Source organism: Brevibacillus panacihumi W25 (assembly GCF_000503775.1).
Lineage (GTDB): Bacteria > Bacillota > Bacilli > Brevibacillales > Brevibacillaceae > Brevibacillus > Brevibacillus panacihumi_A.
On sequence record NZ_KI629782.1, the window covers coordinates 1,059,475 to 1,082,881 of the forward strand.

Here is a 23,407-nt window from a genome sequence, read left to right on the forward strand (position 1 = left end):
TTATCCACCTCAATCTCAGGATAACAGATGCAAGATGTTTTTCAAGAAATTACCACTAGATATCAGTACCTTTTGTTAATCTTTACGTTAACATATATCGGACAATTGACGTGTCAAAAGACATGACTTGTCCGAAGCCGGATTCATCTCATGACTGAAGTCACGAGTGTTCTCGGCTAATTCATAAAACAAAAAACCCTCCCTTCCGACCAAGGGAAGAAAAGGGAGGCTGGGTGGACAGGGCTCAAATCTCTAGTTCACCAAGTCGAACCAGTTCGACTACTGCTTGAGATCGACCTTTGACCCCTAATTTTTGCATGACATTGCTGATGTGATTGCGTACAGTCTTTTCACTGATGACGAGTTGTCCGGCAATCTCTTTGGTTGTCTTATCCTGGACCAAGAGTTCAAACACTTCTCTTTCTCGATTTGTTAACAACGGCTTGGTTTGGTCGCTACCCTTCAATAGTGAATTTGTGTTTTATCTATATTTATTTCGTTTCATCTACGATACCCGGAAACCATTATCATTACTAGGCTAGTCCTGCTTTGATGGCTTTTATAAAAATTGCTGTTAATTTTATTTTATCGGGTTTTTAACATCAAAATTAACAGCAAATCTTAGCCTAATGGCAGAAGTTTAATCACTCCACAAATCGACTGTTTAAGCATATCCCAAAGAGCTTGCGGCTTTTTGGAGCTAGAGCAAGCTAGAAGCAGGACTACGCATCCTGCTTCTTACCATAAAACCATTCAAGAAAACTTTTTTTCGGTATCTTAATTCTACGACCTACGCGCACCACATGGAACTGCCCAGAGTTGGCAAGATCATAAGCCTGTACTTGACCGATTCCCAGGAACTGTTGAATGTGCTTGACCTCCAGGACTTCCGGCAAGTCATCACTTCTCAGTTCGTTCGTCACATTGATCACCTCTCCCTTTATTGATATTTCGTATTCTGCAAGTCCCATTACTTTAGGACATCTGACTTCACAACTTGAATGTCCAAATCAAGCGCCAGCTAATAAAATGCCTTCAGATTGTCTGTTTCTCTCCATCAGTCCAGCCGTACCGTCTCCCGGCTATGGCCTTTTTTTGCCGTATAGGACGCCTTCCAACTCGGAGAGATGCTTCTTGGAGTCGCCATCGCAGACGAGTGAGCCCTCTTCGATGACTGTTAGTGATACAAAGTTCAACGGGATGGGATACGCAGTTGCATATTTTTCGCCGCACCTTGTCCATGAAGTCGCTCATGCTCCCTTTACTAATCGCTGGTTTCAAGGCTTATACCCTTTCAGCTTCTCAAGAAAAAAGTTATTTACATATTTTACCTTAAATGATAATTTATTGTTATAACTTTTGTGAGGAGGTGATCGACCCTATGAAAAAGTTTCTTGCTGTTGTTTTTTCTGTAGCAATGGTTATGTCTGTAACGGCTGGAGCTACAGCTGCTGAAACACAAGGGTGTTATGCACAACGTGTTTGCCAAGAAATTTATTAATTGAACTTGTATAGATTCATTACTGGAGTGGAGCTTAAGGGTACTTGATGTACCCTTTTCTATCGTTCGCTTCCTCCTCATCAAAAATCTCTCTTTTGTTAAATCGCCAATATTGAGCTTAAGATTACTTTGGCTTCATCATAACAAGAAAGCAACCTTTAAAGCTCTGCTAACGATTTGGCAAGACAGTAACGATGAACTGAGTTCTCATGCTCTGAAACTGCTCACCGTAGGCCGATACAGTTAACATATCGTGTGATGTGTGAATAATTGTTCTAACCGACCTTTTAACTGGCAATAATGCTATTGAAGGTTAAGGAGGTCAGTAAAAAACGTGAAGACAGCAGATATTGGAGCATTTTTATTTGGTGTAGGTATTATCGGGATGCTAGATGGAATCGTTTTTCACCAAATTCTGCAGTGGCATAGTGTGAATATGCACACAGATCGATTTCACCAAATCATGAGTGACGGGCTTTTTCATTTATTCGTAACTCTCGTCATATTTGTGTCAGGCATCTTGTTATGGAAAGGTAACCCCAAGGAACCATCAATTAGTTTTTGGGGCAGTTTCTTATTAGGTGCTGGAGCATTTAATCTTGTTGAGGGTATAGTTAACCATCACTTATTACAGGCTCATCATGTTAAACCAGGACCCAACCAATTTCTGTATGACATTTCTTATGATATTTTCGCTCTGCTGCTTTTAACTATTGGTTGGATACTGCTGCGCCGGAGAAACGACGCTTAAATCAATTATCGATCAAATCGACGTCCATATTTAATTTGCTGTAATCGTTGCAACCAAGACGCTCTGCTTTGCATGGTTGCCGTAGATCAAACTTCATCAGACAACCTCTTCTCTTTCGCGATCTCCTGGAGCGCGTGCCAGGTCTCCCGTTTCGCACTTTCCATCAACTCAAGCAGTTCGCGTGGTGTGGATCCGAAATCATCGACGAACATCGTCATGATGCCAGCCAACATCTGGTGATGCATGTTACCCGCATCGAATACCGTCTTTTTCTTTTCCATCCCCGTTCCCTCCCCTTATTCCACGCAATCATTACAGATGCCGCCTTCCTCCATCGGCATTAGCTCTGTTTCCTGCTTACAGAACGTGCATGGCCCCATGAAGTTGCACCCGTCCGATAGCGTCTGCAATGCCGCCGTGACAATGGCAAGCTCTTTCGCTTCCTCCAGGTGAGCATTTCCAACCTTACCGTCTGGAGTTACCCCTTTGAAAGAGTAGCCGCCGTCATGTCTGTGCAACGTCCATTCTTCACCGAAGATCGTATCTGCTATTTGGATGGCATCAGCTACGTTTTCGATAGGATTCCAATTGCGCTCGGTTTTTCCGTTGCTGCCTTCCCTCCCACCCTCTCTCCTGAATAACTATATGTGGTAAATTAATTTCGGCATAATGAGTTATAGCATCTTCGCCGTGCCATCAGGATCTCGCCCCTTTTCTTATCTCCCTGAGCATTTTGTACGGTAACGAGAGACAACATTATTGATTAAAACGCGTCAAACAAATATCAACTTATTCGAGGTGAATACCGATGTGGATTAAGCTATCTGCTGTCGCCTTGAACATCCTCCTCGGGATCGCAGGAGTCTATGTTCTACTATTTGTCATAATGACTGGTGGTGCACTTGATGGTAGCCGGTCTCCAAGTACTAGTCCCTTAGGGTATTTGGTCATCCTGATTTACTTATTAATATGTTTGGGAACCAATTTTCTTTTTGCCCGAAAGTCCTCAAGTATCTGGAGGTATTGCCTAACAAGTGTTTCCGTGTGGCTCGTTTCATTTTTCATTACCATTCTTTTATAGGGGGGATTATCCGGAGTTTCACATCAAAATTATCATCAGACATAAAAATAAAGCAGGATCGCCCTACTCCTGCTTTGGATCGAAATTGCCCTCAAGCCAATGAGTCTTCCCACTCTGACAACATGAGATTGCCCCGAATTCACCAGCTCATATGCCTGAACGCGGCCAATGTTCAAATACTTCTGGATATGCTGCACCTCCAGTACTTCAGTAAGATCGACCTTGCTGAAAATTCCCATCCTGCATCCTCCCCTCCATACCATATGTTTACATGCAATTCCGGCTGTCTCATTCCTCCTAATTCTCTCTGGATCTCTCGTTCTTCATATGCAGGACAATAATACAGTCTAGAGCTGTGACGGTCGGTCAATAAATATGGACCGTCCTTTCTTATTTGTTGCAAATTGCCTAGATTTGGTATATTTAGGCTATGTCCGAAAAAGGGGTATTCTCCGTGAAGCGAGATTTGTTGTTATTGCCGATCTATTTGATCCCATTTGTTTATTTGAAACTCCTGTGGGAATCTAGCGGTTATCCGTATGGGGACCTTATTTTACTCTCGCTGTTTTCAATCCTTGTCTTTTTACACAAAACCTTTCTCTTTTTACTCGTTGGCCATTTGCTTTCCTACATAAGCTCTGAAAGTTTCTTCTCCGTCTTTGGCCTAGAAGAGTTTGGGTATTTTCAACCATTCAGAGTATGGGAAATGACGAGTCTGACCCATAGCTTTGTATCTCCTGTCATTCTGATGTTGTATTTTGTTTTTCACCTCAAGAAATTCTTTTGACGTCAGGAACTACATGAAATAGCCGAAAGGATGTGCTTTCTTTGTCTCGTCGTTTGACTGGATTCGGTTTTTGTTTCTGTGCAACGCTATTATTTGCAGCCTATTACTTGGGGGCTGCGATCTTACACTCCGGACAAGGCTATGATGACGTCGTATTTCAATGGTTTATCAGGGATACGTTCGCTTGGCTGCTCCCGATCCTTGGTTGTATTTTTCTCGTGACTGGTATCGGATACCTGGTCATGGCCGAATCACGGGGGGACGAGTAAAACTTACCCTCACTCCGTAGCGTCTGCGCCTCCTTCTGGACAGTGTAGCCATAAACAAAAACCGCCCGCGGGCGGTTCAATTGTTTGGACCTTATACTCGGTGGTCGGGATTCTCCGTATCATCGCATTGTACTTCTCTCGTTTTCTTCATCAGTCTATCGAGGCCGATAGCTGCGTCCTCCTGCATATTTGGCATCAGGTGCCCGTATGTGTCCATGGTGATCGAAACGGATGAGTGACCGAGCCGCTCGGAGATGACCTTGATGTGCACCCCTTGCTTGATCAACAGGCTGGCATGTGTATGGCGCAGATCATGAAAGGTGATCTTCGGCGCACCCGTCTTTTTCAAAAAGCTGGTCCATACCTTTTGTATCGTTCTCTGCGTAACAGGGCCGCCGAACTGGGTGCATACGACCAAGCCATGGTCCTCGTAGGCAGAACCGAGCGCTGCCCGTTCCATCATGATCAGCTTGTGATGGTCCTGTAATACCTCTATCGTTTCAGGTGACAAGGCGACAGAGCGCATACTCTGTTTCGTTTTGCCCCCCTGCTTGATCTCTCCATGACGATTCACCGTCTGCTGGATGGTGAGAGTACGCTTTTCAAAATCAATATCCGACCAGCGAAGCCCCAGGATCTCCCCTTGCCGCATCCCCGTCATGACAGCCAGGTAAATCGCAATCCAGTACCGGCTAGCCTGCTTGGTCTGCTCAAGAAACACACTTACATAAGCCGGGTCCCAAACAACAAGCTCCCTGCGTCTGGATACCTGGGGCTTCTCCACCTTATTTGCCGCATTCTTTGTAATCAGCTCCTTCGTCTCGGCAGCATTCAAAGCGGCGTTGACAACGGAAAAGATTCGCTTCACTGTTCCGGCTGCCAGTCCCTTATCGTGTAAGGAATTCAGGAACATCTCGATATCATGAGCCGTAAGCTTGGCAAGCGGAATATGGCCTAATACAGGAATGATGTGCGTCCTTAGATAGGAGTCGTACAATTCCAGGGTTTGTTCCCCCAGATTACGCTTTGTTTTTATCCAGTCCTGGAGATAGTCCCGGAAAAGCATCCTGCTCGGCTCTACGTATTGACCTTTCCTGCTGGCAGCCTGAGCCTCTACCATCGCCCTCTCCGCTTCCCTCTTCGTCTTGAAGCCTCGCTTGGTAATCCTCTTTCTCACACCATTCTTGATCTCGCCCGTATAGAACTGGTACCACCATTTCTTGTCCCCCCTCGCCTTTTCATTCTTAAAGACCGGCATCTGCGTTCACCCCCTCCGTTACATCCAATGACGAATGACGATAAATTAGCATCAAAACACAAAATGTTTTTATATAACGGGCTTCTTTTCAAAAATTGGGCTTGTTTTGTTAGTCTTTTTTGGGCAAACGCCCATTCCAATGTATGGGCAAACGCATAGGTATACATCAAGTTCTAATAACAGGAGATCGCCTTCATACTAAACTCTTAAAATATAGATCTGCCTGCTAATTACTCTGTTCCCCTAAAACACTCATTTGGAGGTACCGTATGGCAGATGAATTCGTTGAAAGGTCACTAGACGAAATTCGTTTTTGGTCGCGTATCATGAAGGAACACTCGCTTTTTCTGAAATTAGGTTTTACCTGTGAAGACACTCAATTAATCCAGGAAGCGGACCGTTTTTACAGCATTTTTGAGAATATTGAAAACCGGGCACTTGCCTTTACTCCAGATGTTGATCCCCGAGTAATCTACGATTTTAACAATGTAGTTCACACTGCCACTTGTCATATTTGGGCATTCAAGCGAAAAGTACTTGGATTAATCATTCAATGCAAAATCCTCGGTAGCAACTTCCCTTTGTTGGTGGATCATGTAAGTCGGGAAGCGGCTTATTTCATGAATCGACTGAAACAATTGAATACAGGAACCCTTGATCCATTGCCGGATGCCGTCATAAATGAAAATGTGTTCTTCCTGAAGATTATGGCTGACCATGCAAAATTCATAAATCACTTGCTAGATCCGTCTGAGAGAAAGTTAGTTGAGCAAGCGCGAGATTTTAGCCATGACTTTGATCAACTCCTCTTTCAAGCTATTGATCTTGACTCTATGCGTCCACAATCACAAACCCAGCCCCTCCTCGATCAATTTGTTGATCAAAATCGTGTATCAGTACGCCAATTACGAGATTTTAAGAAAACTGCACGTGATCTAATTGAAGCATGTCGGATTAAGAGTATTATCCCTCCATTACTTGCTGACCACGTCTTTAGAGAAGCCTCTCATTTCCTTGAAATACTCGACGCCTTTGATGCAGCTCTGTCACATTCCAAGTAACTCAAATATCCCCTTTTAGGGGGATTTTTTTATGCTCAGGTATTTCAGCGTGTGCTGTGTTAATCGTTCCACCTTGAACAGTTTCACATTCATGACTCAAGAATGCAGACAAACACCCATTTTGCAGGTTCTCCATATCTGTCATATTCACCCTAAGGAAGAAAATCATATCCTATCTGGAAAGTCTGACACTCTGGCCGACCTGTTCAGTCACATTTGCTTAAAGTGCTTAACGAAAAGGAGTTGAGAAGTTGACGATCAAAATTGATGTCCTAATCCCAGCTATTGAGAAAGACCTTGGCACTCTCCCTTATGTCATTGACAGTATCCGTAAGCAAGTGAAGCATCCGGTCGGTAAGATCATGCTTGTATCGCCACCAAGCAAGCGAATACAAGCCCTTTGCCGGCGTAAAAACTGCACCTTCATCAATGAAAGACGCGTCCTTCCTATTTCAAAAAAAGACATTCGCTACCAAACCAAACGCACCAATCGCTCAGGCTGGCTGCTCCAACAATTGTTGAAGCTGGCGGGTGGAAACTTGACCAAGCATCGGTATTATCTTGTGATTGACGCCGACACCGTCCTCATCCGCCCTCATGTCTTTCTCGTCAAAGGGAAAACCGTTTTTTACTGCCGTAACTGGAGTCGTCCCGAGTATTTTCGCACCTATAAGAAATTACTGGGGACCAAGCCAACCGCCTCGCGCTCTTTCGTTGCCCACTATATGCTGTTCGACAAAGCGAAGCTATCCCGACTGAAGCGTAAAATTGAAGCCAGGCATAAGACTCGGTGGTACTGGGCAATTATCAAAAAGACCAACAAACAGAGTTATGCCGGCTTTTCCGAGTTCGAAACATACGGTAACTTCGTGAAAGCTCACTACCCCGGTCATCTAGTTGTAAGAAGTTCCCTTAACAAAAGCTCCTCTTCAACACCAGCATCCCTTACTCGTAAACGAATCATCAGACTGGCCCAGAAATACAGGTCCATTTCCTTTCATAAACGCCGCTGGTATATCCGAAAGAGGGGCGTGAGAAAATGAAGTACCTTTTGGATCTCCCTTTGTGTGACAGGACCTCCAAAATGCCTGCACACGACCAAGTCTTACTTTTCATAGGCAAGACCAAGCGCCACCAATCCCCGCCTCGGATCCTCTTTCTCCATTTTTTACCGTCCCCACCTTCTCATTCTTATTAACGGCATATGTACTCGCCTCCTAAAAACATCAAATTAGCATCAAAATAGGAATACGATATAAAAAAGTGGCACAAATCCTTGTTTTATAAGGATTTGTACCACTATTGGCGCTACCCTTCAATCGTGCCACCCCTCCTTGTGGGCTCTACAGGAACAAGGTTGAGGGATTACAGAGTCACCTTATCCTATGATGGGGGGTGGGTGATGGTGCCGGAATTTCAAGTATTTTAGGCTTTTGCCATACATCCTATTCGAAAAATGGGCAATGGGTTCCACACGTTTGTGAATGGATGTCAGCGATTTGCCTGCCATTACTCCCGAAGAAGCGCGAAAGTCGCTTTGATCCTGAAATAACTCGCGTCATCTTCGGGTTCGTCCTGACGTCGCCGCCTCAAAAGAGGATCCTCCCGATTCTTCCTAGATAAAAGGCGTCCGGTTGTAGCTTTGCTCAAACTGATCGCGCAGTCCTTTGGCGAGCAAGGTAAAGGCTCCAACCGCTACGACAAAAGCGATCAACGGAGACAAAAAGATCCAGATCGCGTTGCCGTAAACAAAGGAGCGATACGAACCGAGAAGCCCTGCCCATTCATTCGTAATCGACTTGTAGATGACAGGATCAGTGGTCATATAGGTGCCCCCCACGAACAGATCAAACATGCCGAGCAGGCCCATGAGCGTCATGATGGCGATGATTTCGGTAACCAGAATGATGATGATTTGCTCTTTTAACTGCGGCAAAATATGGCGGAAAATAATTTGTTCGCGCCCTGCACCCAGGGAGGTGGCTGCCAGCACGTACTGGGTTTCCTTGATCTGTTCCGTTTTCTGGCGGATCGATGCCGTCACGCTTGGCGTACCCAAAATGGCGACAACGCCAATAAACAAGGCGACCAGACTCGCTGTGGGCAGTTCGGAGTTGATCGTCACCCCAGCCAGTAAAAAATAGACGGGAATGAAGATCGGCATGTAGCTCCAAGCGTTTTCAACCGAAAGCCACCATGTCTGCGTTTTCTCCTGGATGCCGATGTAGAGGCCCATGATGGTTCCGATGAAGACGCGAATGAAGGCGATTGCCAATGTGACGAACACTGTATACGGCGCTCCATGAAGCAACAGCGTGAGCAAGTCATAGCCCCATTTGTCCGTTCCGAGCGGATGCTCTGCGGATGGAGGCAGCGGCGGATACGTGATGACGGTCTTGCCATTTACAACCGTACTGCTTAACTTTTCCTGGAAATCGAGTTCATAGGGAGCCAGGTAGGGACCCGTAATGCCCAGAAGCAGCAGAAGAGTGACCAGCACACATCCGGTCCACAACGGCCAATTAAATCGTTTTTGCATAGTAGAACCTCACTCTTGCCTATTTATAGACGAGTATTCGCTCAAACAGGTACAGAATCGCCCGGATCAACAGATACACCAGGATAGAAAGAAGAATAATGCCCATAAGACCCATGACAGCTGCATTGAACTGATACTCTGCGCTTTTGCTGAAAATGAATCGCGTCAGCCCCACCACATTGAGCAAATATTCCACCACAAACAGGTTCGCTACCGTGATCGCGATGGTCTTTTTCAAATCAGCCAGCAAAAACGGTTTGATGTTTTTGTATACGTGATGGGTCAGGACATGCCAGATGCCCATCCCTTTTGCCAATGCCGTCTTGATGTAATCCTCGCCGCCGATCTGCACGTATTTCAGACTGATCACTTTTAAAAGAAAAATGGTCGGTCCTATGGAGAGCAGGACGATGGGAAACCACTTGTTCGCCGCATCGCTCGTCGGAGACAACGTGATGATCCGAATGCTTGTCAGCTTGTAAAAGCTTACTGCCGCCAGGATTGAAAGAAAAATCAGAATAAAGTCCGGAATCGTAGACACCAGGTCGAGCAGACGCTGAAACTTGCGCACAATCCAGAAGCGCTGCAGAAACAGGCCGAAAAGCAGCCCTGCCAAGACCGCAATCACGACGCTGGAGAAGAGCAGCTCAAACGTGCTGATCGCAAACGGGATAATATCCTCCGCGATGCTTCGCTCATAATCGCCCAAATAGTAGGTGCCAAGCGAACCGCCTGCAATCTGCTGGACCAAATAAATGGCGCGGGTGACGACTTCTTCCGGGGCAAATACGACTTCTTCCTTTACCGTCGTCAACATCAAGGGCCCGCCACAGATCACGATAACGAGCAAGAATATTCCTATTATTTGCTTCACATATGTCAAGCCTGCATACCCCCTTGCTCTTCCCACAATACACTATCTAAAAAAAATCATCTAGGCAGGCAAAAATATTTTATCTTTCTTTATTTTTTGAATACAATATCCCCCCTCATTGCTTCCGACGCAAAAAGGAGTTCCAGACTCGGAACCCTTTTCACGTACGTATGACCCCATCCATGGATTATTTGATTACAACCAGCTGAATTTCCATTTTCCCCATGTCCTGCAACTCCAAGGGAGCGGTCAGTGCAGTCCCGGTCATTTGTTGCAGATCCTGGTGCACCAGGAAATACGGCGGAGTAATGTCGATCACAATGCCTTGATTGGACAAGATCGTGCTCGCATTCCCCGAGATCATGTTGCCCAGCTCGGAGATTGCGCTTTTCCCCATCTCATCCATCTCCTGAATCGGAAAACCACCCATCATGGCAGACACAATCCGCAAGGCCAGATCATCCTGAATTCCGAAAAAAACATCTCCTTCTAATTGTCCGGTCATCCCGATGCGCAGCCAAGTATGTCCTTCCCGGTACGTCCATTGCTTAAGCTCCAGTTCTCCACGGGAAATCTCTACTTGGCATACTTGCTGGATGACGAATGACGCCGAATCCAAAAAAGGATGTAAGTATTGCACACTCATTAAGTCCTCTTCCTTTCCCGGGAAATCCGTTCTTTTTACCTAATCTTAAAGATGATCTCTCCCGGATTCAATAGTTCTCTGCAAATGATTAGGTCTTTGGGTCCGTATGCAAGGAATTCCGGGAAACCATTCCTCTACTTCGACCACCGATCGATACGTATAAATCCGGCTGCATTTCCGCAGGTCCAACACCTCGACACCGACTTCATGGCTGCTCAGCTGCCACATTGGCAACGGCAGCCTTTCGAAGGCAAAAACCGTATCTCCAAACACATAACACTCCCGAATACAACGTTCCTCCGGGTAGCCCTCGTCTGCTTCCAGCAAGTGGATAGGCTCAATGCCAAACTGCTGAATTAAATGGATACGATCCAAGAGCTGCTCTTGCCCTTTTTGACTGACCGTACGACGCGGGGAAAGCAGCGGATACTCCCTCTTCACATATTCCCAATTAATGCCGTGAAAAAACATGTTTTTTCCTCCCAGTTGTGGTTGCCGCCATCCAAAGCATCTATGGAAAAAAGCCCAGGTGCAGCGATTTTTTCATCACTGCAGCGGGCTTTCTTTGTTTCACGCCTGCTTATTTTTTCTTGCCGACAATAATCATCTCCGCCTGTGTTTCCCGTCCCAACGCATCTCTGGCGATGACCGACAGCTTTTGCTTGCCTTCCTCGATCTGATCGAGCATCAGACGAAATTCCCCGCGATCGTTAATATCCGCCATCATCCGTCTGTCCCGGTACACCATCTGCAATTGGATCGGGACGGAACCTACAACCCTTCCTTCAATCGGTAGAGTCTCTCCCTCTTCCGCTTCAATCTGCTTATGCGCTAGGTCCAAGGTTGGGGCTGGCGTTTGCCGCGCCTGGTAAGTATAGCGCTGTTCACCGTGATTCAAAACGACCGAGCCCACATTGGCATCCACGTAGCCGTAAATCACCAGTTCACTTCGATTCCCCGCTCCGTCCTTGCCTTCGAGCAGAATGCGATTTTCTCCGTGCTTCAGTGACAGCGTATGGGTAAGCTGCTTCTGCACCGGCCTCTCCAATTGATCTTCTTCAAAGCTTGCGATGATCTGACCGTTTACGCTGATTTGTCCCTTGTACGTCTGATCGCGATAGAGGAAACGTATGGGGACGATCATCCGCTTCGTTCCCGCATCGAATACCATTTCCTCACTGCCAGTATTCATGAACTGCAAAACAGGAGGTGTGGTATCCATGATGACCCGTTGCACAAACTGCCTTGTGTTGCCATACAGGTCCTGGGCGCTGTAGCTGACGTAATTCAACCCTTCCGTCAAACGCAGGATCGTCTGAAAAGCACCGTCCGCATCAACTTTGACCGGTTGTTTATTAATCGTCAGCTTGACTCTGTCCAGCATATCTTCGCCCGTCACTTTGCCGCTTATGGCCAATTCCGGTTGATTGGTGATCTTCATATATTGGAACAGGTCATTGGGAAACTCAACGAAAGGCGGCGTCGTATCGCTTCTTCCATTGATGTGCGCCATCCCCATATTCCCGGCATAATCGAACGCTACGACCGTCATCTTTTTATCCGGTTGATTCACGATTGTGCTGGTCACGCTGGGCGCATAGGGACCGCCCACCTTCTTCCCGTTTACGTAAAGCAGGTATCCCTGAATATCCTTGTCTTTGCTGCTCCAGTGAAGGCGGTTGCCGGAGATCGATGCTGTGACGGCTGGCGGTTTCGTATCCACACGCACTGGCAGCGTCAACGTCTGCCAATTTGTATGTCGCCCGTCAATCTTCGCCTTGATCACGAATTGGTACTGTCCATCCGGAACTTTTTCATAGGTGCCTTTTTCCACCGAATACGCGCGTCCATCCCAGCCCCACTCTTCCCGCTCCGTAAAATAATACGGGGTGCCAAGCTTAGATTGATCGTATTTGCTTACCTTTTCATCCTGGACCAGGGAGCGGATCACCTTGCCTGACGCGTCCGCCACCTCGACCGATACCTGGCGCGCATTTCGCAAAAAGGTGATGGAGGGTCCAGCTACATCGTAATGACCGTCTCCATTGGGGGAAAAAGCGATCCTGTCCGGGTCGATCTTTGCAGAGCCATCCTCCGTAACACCAGACACCCCCAGGTAATCGCGGTATTTCCACTTGTCATTTCCCTTGTCATGGTACCAAGTGGTTTTGACGCCTGTACGCTTTTCCTGGCTTTCTTCCTTCCACATCGGTTCGTCCATGATCCGCGGCGCATCCCATTTGCCAAAGAACCCGATATAAGGCACGCGCAAATCCGGCAGCTCCTTGTCTGTGGAAGCAAATAGAACAAACCCCTCGGCAAACTGATTCAACTCGGCCTCTTTCGGGATTTGCAGCGTCACTTTGACCTCTTCCCTCTTCCCGGGGGCGACGGTGACCTCCTGCTTGGAGAAATTAAGCTTCGCGCCTTCCAGCCGGGCCTCCCGCAACAGATTGAGACCATCCTTCCTGCGATCTGTCAGGACGCCGAACTCATCCTTGATTTGATAGGTGAGCGGCTTGTTTCCAAAGCGATTGTCCACGAACAGGGAAAAAGTCGTCATCTCCCCGATCTCCCCCAAAGATACGCCCGCCTTCCCTTTCTGATCCACGACGATCACTGGCGTGCGAATTGCTTTGGCTACTTGCATCAGTCCTGCCCCTTGCACCCGCGGCGTATATGGCAATTTTTCCGACTGCTTGCCAGCCGAGGCAGCCACATCCTGCTGCGGATCAAGGATTGGCTGGGCCGTATTCATCGCAGCAGCCTTCAGGGTTTCGACGAGCTGCCTGCCTTGCAGCTTCCGTCCTTGCTTTTCGTAGGCTTGCTTCATCAAAGCCATTCCACCTGCTACATGAGGTGTCGCCATCGAAGTTCCGCTTTTTACGGCGTAATCGGCATCGCGCACGGTCGAGAGAATTCCCCCGCCCGGCGCAGATATTTCCGGCTTGAACTGCAAATCCGGCGTCGGCCCCCAGGATGAAAAGGCGGAAATCGTGCCGCCATCCGGGTAAGGCATCGGATTTTGCGCGTATTCGCCGTCGAAGGTCAGCGTTACCTTCTTCCCTTTTTTCAGAGCCTGTGCCAGCTTGTCGCCCATCTGCTTGAGAATGGCAACAGCAGGTATGACCTTGAGATGCTCTGCACTGATAATGATCGGACCTGGTTCGTTATTGTAGATCACGGCACCGGCTGCGCCTGCCTCTTTTGCCAGCCGAAGTTTCTCGTCAAAGGTAATGTCTCCCCGCTCCAGCAACACGACTTTATCCTTGACGCTTACGTTGTAATCTTCCTTTTTGCCTTTGCCCATGTAGACCAGTTCATACGGCTTTACCAGGGTGGTGACAGGATTCATCGCAGCTCCATTGCCGGCCTGTCCGTGCAGATAGACGATGCGATCCATTCCTGATACCCCGTCGACGCGAAAACTGTGTCCCGCCAATGTCGTAGCGTTGACCGAAGCGACGGAAAAGGCATCAGGTGACAGACCAGGAGACCCGATCATCGCCACGTCCGGATTTTGCGCCCGCACCTTGTTACTGCCAAAATAAGCGTCATTGCCTGCGGCTGCCACGACGATGACCCCATTATCTACAGCCTTTTTGATTGCGTATTGCTCCGTATTGCCCTCGTCTACATATCCGGCAGATGAGCCCAGACTCAGATTAATCACATCTGCCTTTTTCGTGACGGAATCATTGATGGCGTACTGGATCGACTCACTGAGACCCGGCACTTCTCCCTGGTAATTGGAGAACACTTTTTGACTCATCAATTGGGCTTCTGGTGCGACTCCCGTCATTTTGCCATTTGCTGCGATAATTCCCGCCACATGTGCGCCGTGCTGCGATTCTCCCACATCTACGGTCGTCTGGTTGCGATCTGCCCAGTTAAAGCCTGGTATTACTTTTTTGCTTGATCCAGATTTTTGTTGCGCCAGCCGCTTGTCCTTCGGGGCTGGAAAATCAGGATGCTGCGGATTGATCCCGGTGTCAATGACCGAGACCAGCATGCCTTCTCCCCTCACGCCAGCCTCCTGCCATGCCTTGGTTGCTTCAATCATATCCAGGGTCGATGTGGATGACTGGTTCATCTTTTCGCCCAGTATTCGATCATTCGTATGAAGCCATTCATCTGCTTTGGCCGGATGCCATTCCCTCTTTCTGGACGCAGATGCATCTGTTGCTTTATGTAGGAATGGGCTTTCAGAAACGAGGATGTCGCGTATCACCTGCTGTTGAAATCCAGACATTTCTCCGGGAGTAGCCGCTTTCGTCTGCCACGTACCTGCGGCTGTTGTCGGAAGCAAAGTCAACGCCACTCCTATGCTGATCCACTTCTTTTTCATCGTTTGCCTCCTTTAGGAAAAGGTTCCCTTACCACAGTTTTCACAGGGAGGCTTCCAGCTATGCAAAAAAGCGTGCATCTGACAGAGCAGATACACGCTTTTTGCGATCAGGCAAAGGCTTACGAGAAGAAGAATTTCTTCAAGCCATGCTTGATGGTTTCTTTATTCATATGTGCGATGGAAGTGGTAAGTGGAATTCCTTTCGGACAAGCTTGTACGCAGTTTTGCGAGTTCCCGCAATCCGCGATACCGCCATCGTCCATCAACGCTTCCAGACGCTCATGCTTGTTCATCATTCCGGTTGGATGCTGGTTGAACAGGCGAACCTGGGAGATGGCAAAAGGACCGATGAAGTCCGATTTGCTGTTGACATTCGGGCAAGCCTCCAGGCAAACACCGCAGGTCATGCATTTGGACAGTTCGTATGCCCATTGACGCTCAACCTCTGGCATACGTGGTCCTGGACCCAGGTCATGCGTTCCATCGATTGGAACCCACGCTTTTACGCGTTTCAGCGCATCGAACATGCGGCTGCGGTCAATCGACAGGTCGCGCTGTACAGGGAAGGTGCTCATTGGTTCGAGACGGATCGGCTGTTCCAGCTTGTCGATCAGGGCAGAGCACGCTTGACGCGGCTTGCCGTTAATCACCATCGAGCAGGCACCGCAGACTTCTTCCAAGCAGTTGGATTCCCAGTTGACCGGTGCCGTTTTTTGTCCTTGGGCATTTACAGGATTGCGTTGAATTTCCATCAGCGCCCCGATCACGTTCATGTTCGGACGGTAAGGAATTTTGAATTCTTCCTTGTACGGAGTGCTGTCAGGGCTGTCCTGGCGAGTAATAATCAGGTGAATCAACTTTTCGGCCATGATCAGTTTCCTCCTCTCTTAGTGCTTCTTGTCGGACGTATAGTCACGTTTACGCGGCGGAATCAGCGAAACATCGATGTCCTCGTAGTAGATCTCCGGAGCCGTAGTTTCCGGATTGAATTTTGCCATGGTTGTTTTCATGAAGCGCTCGTCATCGCGCTCAGGGAATTCAGGCTTGTAGTGAGCACCGCGGCTCTCATCGCGCATCAGGGCACCAATGGTGATCGCGCGTGCCAGCACCAGCATGTTCCACAGATGACGTGTGAAGGAAGCGCCGGAGTTGCTCCATTTGCTTGTATCGTTAATGTTGATGTTCTTGTAGCGATCCATCAGTTCAACGATTTTCTCGTCGGTCTTCTTCAGACGGTCATTGTAACGCACGACGGTTACGTTGTCCGTCATCCACTCACCCAGCTCCTTGTGGATCAGGTAAGCATTCTCTGTTCCATCCATTTTCAGGATGTTTTCGTATTTCTCTTGCTCTTTCTTCGTAAAGCCGTCGTAAAGCGTAGAGGAGAGATCATCCGAGGATTGATTCAGTCCATTCATATACTCAATCGCTTTTGGACCTGCTACCATACCGCCGTAGATCGCGGAGAGCAAAGAGTTTGCACCCAGACGGTTCGCACCATGCTGCGAGTAATCGCACTCACCGGCAGCGAACAAGCCAGGGATGTTGGTCATTTGATTGTAGTCTACCCACATACCGCCCATGGAATAGTGAACAGCCGGGAAGATTTTCATTGGAACCTTGCGTGGGTCATCACCGACGAATTTCTCGTAGATCTCGATAATACCGCCCAGCTTGACATCCAATTCTTTCGGATCTTTGTGGGAGAGGTCGAGATATACCATGTTCTCGCCGTTGATACCCAGCTTCATGTCTACGCAGACGTGGAAAATCTCACGTGTTGCGATGTCACGCGGAACCAGGTTTCCGTACGCCGGATATTTTTCCTCCAGGAAGTACCAAGGCTTACCGTCTTTGTACGTCCAGATGCGTCCGCCTTCACCGCGAGCAGATTCGGACATGAGACGCAGCTTGTCGTCGCCAGGAATCGCTGTTGGGTGAATCTGAATCATCTCGCCATTGGCGTAGACGACACCTTGTTGGTACGCGATCGAAGCCGCTGTACCGGTGTTGATGATCGAGTTCGTCGATTTACCGAAGATAATCCCAGGACCGCCCGTTGCCAAGATAACAGCATCTGCACGGAAGGATTGAACTTCACCGGAACGCAGGTTTTGAGCTGTAATCCCACGACAGGTTCCGGAGTCATCCAACACAGCACCGAGGAAATCCCAATATTCGTACTTGGTGACCAAACCTTCTGCTTCATAGCGGCGGACTTGCTCGTCCAATGCATAAAGCAATTGCTGTCCAGTCGTCGCACCTGCGAACGCAGTGCGGTGATGCTTCGTACCGCCGAAACGACGGAAGTCCAGCAGTCCCTCAGGAGTACGGTTAAACATAACACCCATCCGGTCCAGCATGTAAATGATCCCTGGAGCCGCATCCGCCATTGCTTTTACTGGCGGTTGGTTCGCCAGGAAGTCGCCGCCGTACACGGTGTCATCGAAGTGCTCCCAAGTGGAATCGCCTTCCCCTTTGGTATTCACCGCACCGTTGATACCGCCTTGGGCACAAACGGAGTGGGAACGTTTTACCGGAACCAGAGAGAACAGTTGGACGGGAACACCTTTTTCTGCTGCCTTGATGGTAGCCATCAAGCCGGCCAAACCACCACCGACAATGATCAGTTTACCTTTTGCCATGACTTTGTCCCCCTATCCCTATACAATAAACGCCGACATAGCGCGCAAGCCAATGAACGTTACAATTACGAATACTGCCATTGTAAAATATGTTGCAATGCGTTGGGAACGAGGCCCAACTGTGATTCCCCAGTGAACGAGGAACGACCAGATTCCGTTGGAGAAGTGGAAGGTCGTACTGATAATCCCGATCGCATAAAATACGACCATGACAGGATTGCTAAGTATGTTGGCCATCATGTCAAAATTGACTTCAGCGCCCATCGCTTTTGGGATGCGTGTTTCCCAGACGTGCCAAACAATAAAGATAAGCGTAATGATACCTGTCAAACGCTGCCAGAGGAACAATTGGTTCCGGAGATAGCCGAAGTTCCCTACATTTTGTTTCGCTTGGAAGGCGATGTAGAGACCGTAGACCGCGTGAAACAGGATCGGGATGTAGATAAAGACAAATTCAACTACCAGCAAGAATGGTACGTTTTCAATCAGACCCGCAGCCGTGTTGAAAGCTTCCGGTCCGCGCGTTGCTTGATAGTTTGCCGTCAGGTGGAACAGCAAGAACAGCCCGATTGGAAACAAACCTAAGAGAGAGTGAAGCCTGTGACTGAGAAAGCTATGGCCTTTCGCCATACAATGGTCCCCCTTTCAATGTATCTAACCTTCTTTTACTCGATCTTTCCCCCTATCCTAACCCATTGACTTCTCCATTAGACATGACGGGACGTCCGTCACATCCTTTGTCTGGAAAAGACAAAATGTGTCGGAATACGGAAAAAAGATTGGCAAAACATTGACCAAAACAATTGTACTCCTGTCGTGAAGGAGCGTCAAGATAATGAATAGACTAAATCCATTGATAGAATAAACGAAACTGAACCCGATATTTTTCCTCTACCAAAATGGCATGTCCGCTCCCCTTCCATCATAGTCTATTAGGGACAGGAGGGGAAGTAGAGTGAAAGTGACCGATCAATTGAGTGCCTTGCTGCCGACAGCATCGATCGCCTATGCGGAACGGATGAATATGCCCTATCTCGGCTACCATCTATTGCGCGAGACGCTGACCCAGACCCTGCTGGGAGAAAGCGAAAGCCCGATCCTTTATTGGGTCGGAAAGAATATGGGACGAAAGATACCGATTCAATCTGCCAATGGCATTATTCTGCCTTTTATCCGGTTGGGCCTAGGACAGCTCGACCTGTTGAAGGAATCCGAGCAACACCTCCATTATTCCCTCTCACACACCATCTATCCCTATATGTCTCAAGAGCGCCTCAGCCGTACCCTTTCCCTGGAATGCGGCGTCATAGCGGGAGCGATAGAAGAATGGCAAGGCAAAGAAACCCTTGTGCAGATGGAGCTCGGACAGAAAGGAAGCGTACAGATCCACGTCAGCTTCTGACCGTGAAAGCCCCCCTCTCCCGATGCGAAGAGGGGGGCTGCCCGCTATGATCATCTACGAACCGTGTACCACGGCAGTCTCCGCCACGTCAAGACCGTAAGCCGTATGCAGGCTGCGAACCGCGAGCTCTGTCAAATCTGCCGGGATGACGCAGGATACCTTGATATCGGAGGTCGACACCATTTTGATAGTAATCTGCTCCTCAGCCAGCACGCGGAACATCTCCGCAGCGACACCCGGATTGTTCACCATGCCGGATCCTACGATGGATACTTTGCTCAAGCCTTCTTCGTAGTCCACTTTTTCAAAGCCAAGTTCCGCCTGATTTTTCGCCAAGGTATCCAAGGCATGCTTCAGGTCTCCTGCTGCCACCGTGAAAGAAATATTCGTCACATCGGAATCGTAGGAGCTTTGGATGATGATGTCTACATTTACCCGATGATCCGCCAGTGTATTGAACAGTCGGGACAGGGTTCCGACCTTTGCTGCCATGCCGACCACGGTAATCTTGGCCACCTCGTCATCATGAGCGACGCCGCTTACTACTCTACCTGTTTCCATATCGGGAACCTCCTCTACATAGGTGCCTTCTTCTGCGGTAAAACTGGAGCGAACCACCAGCTTCACCTTGTATTTCTTGGCTGCCTCTACAGATCGCGGGTGAAGGACACCGGCACCGAGATTGGCCAACTCCAGCATCTCGTCATAGGAGATGCGATCCAGCTTGCTTGCTGCCGGAACCACGCGCGGGTCTGCGGTATACACGCCTGCGACATCGGTGAAAATCTCGCATTTGTCGGCCTGCAGGCTTGCCGCCAAGGCCACGGCAGACGTATCGGATCCGCCACGTCCCAAAGTGGTGATCTCTCCTGTGTCGCTGATGCCCTGGAATCCGGCCACGATCACGACGCGTCCGCGGTCCAGCTCCGCGCGAATCCGGGTTGGATCGATCTCTTTGATTCGTGCCCGGCCATGAATCGATTCGGTCGTAATTCCTGCCTGCCAGCCAGTCAGGGAAATCGCGTCATACCCCTTTTGGTGCAAGGCCATTGACAATAAAGCGATGGACACCTGCTCCCCCGTGGTCAGCAGCATATCCATCTCCCGTTCAGACGGGTAAGGCGTAATTTCTTTCGCCATGTCGATCAGCACGTCCGTCGATTTTCCCATCGCGGACAAAATGATCACCATGTCGTGACCCGCTTCCTTGTTTGCGATAATCCGATCAGCTACTCGCAAAATTCGCTCAATAGTTCCTACGGAAGTACCTCCGTATTTCTGCACGATCAATCCCATGGCACTTCTCTCCTATTCCTATTCTCATATCCACACGTTTTTTCTCTATGTTTGGTTTCTCTTTTTCTTTATGTTTTCCAGATAAACAAAAAAGACACCGACGAGGAATTTCACCTGTCGCTGTCTATGGTTTCGACATACCGGCTCCCCCTTCCCAATACACGCGGACAGACTGCAAGAGATGATCGGAAAAACCAGTCATCACTCACACTGTCACACCGTGAGATAGCTCTCCATCCAGCAACTGGCCATTGCCTGGATGACAGTCCTGCGCTTGTTCAACGCAAGCCCAGCATGAAAAGCACGGGTCGCTCTTCACACTTCGGCGAATTCCCCTTTTCCTGCCCTTCATAGATACCCGATCTCTGGGAGGTACTCATGGTTTTCGCGCCTCTACCTCACTCCTTTGGGGAAGTGAGGTCAACTATTCTGTTTGAATGGCATTATAACATGCTGCCTGGCAGGGATCAATGGCTTTTTCCTTTTTGCTCGTTCGATCAGGTTTCCAGCTTGCGCAGATGCGCGATGATCTCGCGGGCCAGCTTGTCGCCGATTCCCAGCTGGCGGAAATCCTCGACACTTGCCTCCCGCATTTTTTTCAGCGAGCCGAAATGAGTAAACAGCAGCTTTCTTCGTTTTTCCCCGATCCCAGGGATTTCATCGAGCTGGGAGGACAGCATCGTCTTGGACCGCGACTGCCGATGAAACGTGATCGCAAACCTGTGCACTTCGTCCTGGATGCGCTGCAGCAAGTAAAATTCATAGCTGTCGCGTCTCAACTCCACCGCTTCTGGCGGATCGCCGTACATCAGCTGCGCGGTACGGTGTTTGTCGTCCTTCGCCAAGCCGCAAACCGGGATGTACAAGCCCAGCTCGTTTTCCAGCACATCCATGGCTGCACTGATCTGTCCCTTGCCTCCGTCGATCACGATAAGATCGGGCATCTCCTGATTTTCTTTCAGCAGGCGGGAATAGCGACGGCGGATGACCTCCCGCATCGAGCCGTAATCATCAGGACCTTCGACGCTTTTGATCTTGAATTTGCGGTACTCTTTTTTGTCGGGACGTCCATTCGTAAAGACGATCATGGCAGAGACCGGCTCAGTACCTTGAATGTTAGAGTTGTCGAACGCTTCGATTCGGTGCGGGGTTTTGATTCCGAGAATATGCCCCAGATTATGCACCGCCTGGACGGTCCGCGCGTCGTCTTTGGACATCAGGGCGAATTTCTCTTGCAGCGCAATTCGTGCATTTTCATTCGCCATCTGCACCAGTTCCCGCTTCTTGCCGCGTTTCGGCGCATGGACCTTGATTCCGAGCCACTGGGCGAGCAATTCGGGATCGCTTTCCTCGGGCAGCAGAATCTCCTTGGGCAGCGCGTTTTGCTTGTCATAGTAAAATTGGCCCACATAGGACATAAAGTCTTCCGCTTCCTCCCCATAGTAAGGAAAAGACGTCGTTTGCCGCTCGATCATTTTGCCCTGGCGCATGTAAAAAATCTGAATGCACATCCAGCCCTTGTCGACCGCGAAGCCTATAATGTCCCGGTCCACTGTGTCGGCCATGGTCACCTTCTGTTTCTCCATCACGGCTTCGATGCTTTTGATCTGGTCGCGGTATTCCTTCGCCCGCTCAAACTCCATATTCTCTGCCGCCTGATTCATCTTGGCCGTCAATTCCTGCTTCATCGCTTCATGGCCGCCGTCGAGAAAACGGGCGATTTCCTCCACGATCCGCTGATTTTCCTCTTCGGCCACATCGTACACGCAGGGAGCCAGACATTGGCCCAGATGGTAATACAGACAGACCTGCTTCGGCATCGTTTTGCATTTGCGCAGTGGATACAAACGGTCCAGCAGCTTCTTCACTTCTCCTGCGTCGCCAGCGTTGGGGTAGGGACCAAAGTATCGGGCCTTGTCCTTCAACACCTTGCGCGTGATCTCCAGTCGCGGCTCTTTTTCATTGGTAATTTTAATGTAGGGATACGTCTTGTCGTCGCGAAGCATCACATTGTAGCGCGGATTGTGCTGCTTGATCAGGTTGCACTCCAGAACCAAGGCCTCAATCGCAGACGATACGACGATATATTCAAAATCAGTAATTTCACTGACCAAAAGCTGTGTTTTCCCATTATGGCTTCCGGTAAAGTAGGAGCGAACGCGGTTTTTCAACACCTTCGCCTTTCCTACGTAGATAATTTCACCGGCAGCGTTTTTCATCAGGTAGCAGCCCGGTTTTTCAGGCAATACACCCAACTTGTCTTTCAAGGAGCGATTCACGGCTGCCCCCCTCCTTTCGCAACTTTCCACCCCCCATCGTAACACGTTTGGGCAAAGAAAAACAGCATTTGCCTTTCTCAAGCAAATGCTGTCCGTTCGATACATTTCCGTCTATGTGGCGGCTTACAGATGTTTGCCTACTGTTGCCATCAATGCTTCTTTCGGTTGGAACCCGATGATTTTGTCTACCGGTTGACCGTCTTTGAACACGATCAATGTCGGAATGGACATGACGCCAAAACGGCCTGCAGACTCAGGATTGTCGTCGACGTTTACTTTTACGATTTTCAGTTGGGAGCCCACTTCACCATCGATTTGCTCCAGGACAGGCGCGATCATTTTGCAAGGGCCGCACCAAGGTGCCCAAAAGTCAACCAGGACGGTGCCTTGCCCTACTTCCTGGGTAAAGTTTTGATCAGATGCATTTACAATTGCCATGAGTGTTACCTCCTTGATCTCTTACTTCTGGAAAAAGTATCTTACTGAGAATCAGTATATCATCCCTGCGGCGATATGACCATCACGCCAGACACTTTCCGCACTCAAGGATAGTTTGTCCTGCATACCCTTCCTTACCCTTTGTTTCTTGTCAGGAAATCGTTTCTTTTGTGAAGCCCTCTTGCCCTCCGAGCACGGGGACAAAAAAACGTCCTGGAATCACTTAGTCCAG

The 23,407-nt window shown here is 48.8% G+C and carries 22 protein-coding genes and 1 riboswitch; of the genes, 5 read left to right on the plus strand and 17 right to left on the minus strand.

Annotated features, from left to right (window positions below; genetic code table 11):
- Positions 1–244: 244 nt before the first annotated feature.
- Positions 245–466, minus strand: a complete 222-nt coding sequence (locus T458_RS34485; protein ID WP_023555083.1) for a helix-turn-helix domain-containing protein — start codon at positions 464–466, stop codon at positions 245–247.
- Between the two features lie 256 nt (positions 467–722).
- Complete coding sequence (locus T458_RS34490; RefSeq protein ID WP_031305432.1) at positions 723–923, minus strand: helix-turn-helix domain-containing protein; 201 nt, start codon at positions 921–923, stop codon at positions 723–725.
- Positions 924–1,835: 912 nt separating this feature from the next.
- Between T458_RS34490 and T458_RS34495 the strand changes: the two genes are divergently transcribed.
- Positions 1,836–2,252, plus strand: coding sequence for a DUF2243 domain-containing protein (locus T458_RS34495; RefSeq protein ID WP_023555086.1), 417 nt, complete (start codon positions 1,836–1,838; stop codon positions 2,250–2,252).
- A gap of 86 nt (positions 2,253–2,338) precedes the next feature.
- Here T458_RS34495 and T458_RS34500 read toward each other — a convergent pair whose 3' ends face one another.
- The 3 genes from T458_RS34500 to T458_RS34510 form a co-directional block, all read right to left on the minus strand.
- Positions 2,339–2,533, minus strand: a complete 195-nt coding sequence (locus T458_RS34500) for a hypothetical protein (protein WP_023555087.1) — start codon at positions 2,531–2,533, stop codon at positions 2,339–2,341.
- Positions 2,534–2,548: 15 nt separating this feature from the next.
- Positions 2,549–2,770, minus strand: coding sequence for a hypothetical protein (locus tag T458_RS34505; protein ID WP_023555088.1), 222 nt, complete (start codon positions 2,768–2,770; stop codon positions 2,549–2,551).
- 598 nt (positions 2,771–3,368) lie between these two features.
- A complete protein-coding gene (locus T458_RS34510) occupies positions 3,369–3,572 on the minus strand; it encodes a hypothetical protein (protein WP_023555089.1) in 204 nt (67 codons plus the stop codon).
- A gap of 589 nt (positions 3,573–4,161) precedes the next feature.
- Between T458_RS34510 and T458_RS34520 the strand changes: the two genes are divergently transcribed.
- Positions 4,162–4,389, plus strand: a complete 228-nt coding sequence (locus T458_RS34520) for a hypothetical protein (protein WP_023555091.1) — start codon at positions 4,162–4,164, stop codon at positions 4,387–4,389.
- A gap of 91 nt (positions 4,390–4,480) precedes the next feature.
- Here T458_RS34520 and T458_RS34525 read toward each other — a convergent pair whose 3' ends face one another.
- A complete protein-coding gene (locus T458_RS34525; RefSeq protein WP_023555092.1) occupies positions 4,481–5,647 on the minus strand; it encodes a site-specific integrase in 1,167 nt (388 codons plus the stop codon).
- Positions 5,648–5,916: 269 nt separating this feature from the next.
- Here T458_RS34525 and T458_RS34530 point away from each other — a divergent pair, with 269 nt between their 5' ends.
- Both T458_RS34530 and T458_RS34535 read left to right on the plus strand, forming a co-directional pair.
- Positions 5,917–6,708, plus strand: a complete 792-nt coding sequence (locus T458_RS34530) for a DUF2935 domain-containing protein (RefSeq protein ID WP_023555093.1) — start codon at positions 5,917–5,919, stop codon at positions 6,706–6,708.
- A 251-nt stretch (positions 6,709–6,959) separates the two neighbouring features.
- Positions 6,960–7,751 carry a DUF6492 family protein gene (locus T458_RS34535; RefSeq protein WP_023555094.1) on the plus strand — a complete coding sequence of 264 codons (792 nt, stop codon included), beginning with the start codon at positions 6,960–6,962 and terminating at the stop codon, positions 7,749–7,751.
- 572 nt (positions 7,752–8,323) lie between these two features.
- Here the strand turns inward: T458_RS34535 and T458_RS34540 are convergent.
- From T458_RS34540 to T458_RS34575, 8 genes are all read right to left on the minus strand, one after another.
- Positions 8,324–9,247, minus strand: a complete 924-nt coding sequence (locus tag T458_RS34540; RefSeq protein WP_023555095.1) for an ABC transporter permease — start codon at positions 9,245–9,247, stop codon at positions 8,324–8,326.
- 19 nt (positions 9,248–9,266) lie between these two features.
- Complete coding sequence (locus T458_RS34545) at positions 9,267–10,130, minus strand: ABC transporter permease subunit (RefSeq protein WP_023555096.1); 864 nt, start codon at positions 10,128–10,130, stop codon at positions 9,267–9,269.
- Between the two features lie 178 nt (positions 10,131–10,308).
- Complete coding sequence (locus tag T458_RS34550) at positions 10,309–10,767, minus strand: chemotaxis protein CheX (RefSeq protein ID WP_023555097.1); 459 nt, start codon at positions 10,765–10,767, stop codon at positions 10,309–10,311.
- Between the two features lie 45 nt (positions 10,768–10,812).
- The gene (locus T458_RS34555) at positions 10,813–11,238 is read right to left on the minus strand and encodes a hypothetical protein (RefSeq protein ID WP_023555098.1); all 426 of its coding nucleotides are present in this window, start codon (positions 11,236–11,238) and stop codon (positions 10,813–10,815) included.
- A 109-nt stretch (positions 11,239–11,347) separates the two neighbouring features.
- Entirely contained in the window at positions 11,348–15,115 is a 3,768-nt protein-coding gene (locus tag T458_RS34560) for a S8 family serine peptidase (RefSeq protein WP_023555099.1), read from the minus strand.
- Positions 15,116–15,234: 119 nt separating this feature from the next.
- A complete protein-coding gene (sdhB, locus tag T458_RS34565) occupies positions 15,235–15,984 on the minus strand; it encodes a succinate dehydrogenase iron-sulfur subunit (RefSeq protein ID WP_023555100.1) in 750 nt (249 codons plus the stop codon).
- An 18-nt stretch (positions 15,985–16,002) separates the two neighbouring features.
- Positions 16,003–17,760 carry a succinate dehydrogenase flavoprotein subunit gene (sdhA, locus tag T458_RS34570; RefSeq protein WP_023555101.1) on the minus strand — a complete coding sequence of 586 codons (1,758 nt, stop codon included), beginning with the start codon at positions 17,758–17,760 and terminating at the stop codon, positions 16,003–16,005.
- 18 nt (positions 17,761–17,778) lie between these two features.
- Positions 17,779–18,390 carry a succinate dehydrogenase cytochrome b558 subunit gene (locus T458_RS34575; protein ID WP_023555102.1) on the minus strand — a complete coding sequence of 204 codons (612 nt, stop codon included), beginning with the start codon at positions 18,388–18,390 and terminating at the stop codon, positions 17,779–17,781.
- Positions 18,391–18,715: 325 nt separating this feature from the next.
- On the opposite strand from T458_RS34575, the gene T458_RS34580 reads away from it, so the two are divergent.
- On the plus strand, positions 18,716–19,162 hold the full coding sequence (locus tag T458_RS34580; protein ID WP_023555103.1) for a DUF2507 domain-containing protein: 447 nt from the start codon (positions 18,716–18,718) through the stop codon (positions 19,160–19,162).
- Positions 19,163–19,216: 54 nt separating this feature from the next.
- Here T458_RS34580 and T458_RS34585 read toward each other — a convergent pair whose 3' ends face one another.
- From T458_RS34585 to trxA, 3 genes are all read right to left on the minus strand, one after another.
- The gene (locus tag T458_RS34585) at positions 19,217–20,458 is read right to left on the minus strand and encodes an aspartate kinase (RefSeq protein WP_023555104.1); all 1,242 of its coding nucleotides are present in this window, start codon (positions 20,456–20,458) and stop codon (positions 19,217–19,219) included.
- A 218-nt stretch (positions 20,459–20,676) separates the two neighbouring features.
- Positions 20,677–20,862, minus strand: a riboswitch (Lysine riboswitch).
- A 93-nt stretch (positions 20,863–20,955) separates the two neighbouring features.
- The gene (gene uvrC / locus T458_RS34590) at positions 20,956–22,737 is read right to left on the minus strand and encodes an excinuclease ABC subunit UvrC (RefSeq protein ID WP_023555105.1); all 1,782 of its coding nucleotides are present in this window, start codon (positions 22,735–22,737) and stop codon (positions 20,956–20,958) included.
- A 123-nt stretch (positions 22,738–22,860) separates the two neighbouring features.
- Positions 22,861–23,175: a thioredoxin gene (trxA, locus tag T458_RS34595; RefSeq protein ID WP_023555106.1), complete on the minus strand. Its 315-nt coding sequence runs from the start codon at positions 23,173–23,175 to the stop codon at positions 22,861–22,863.
- Positions 23,176–23,407 lie beyond the last annotated feature (232 nt).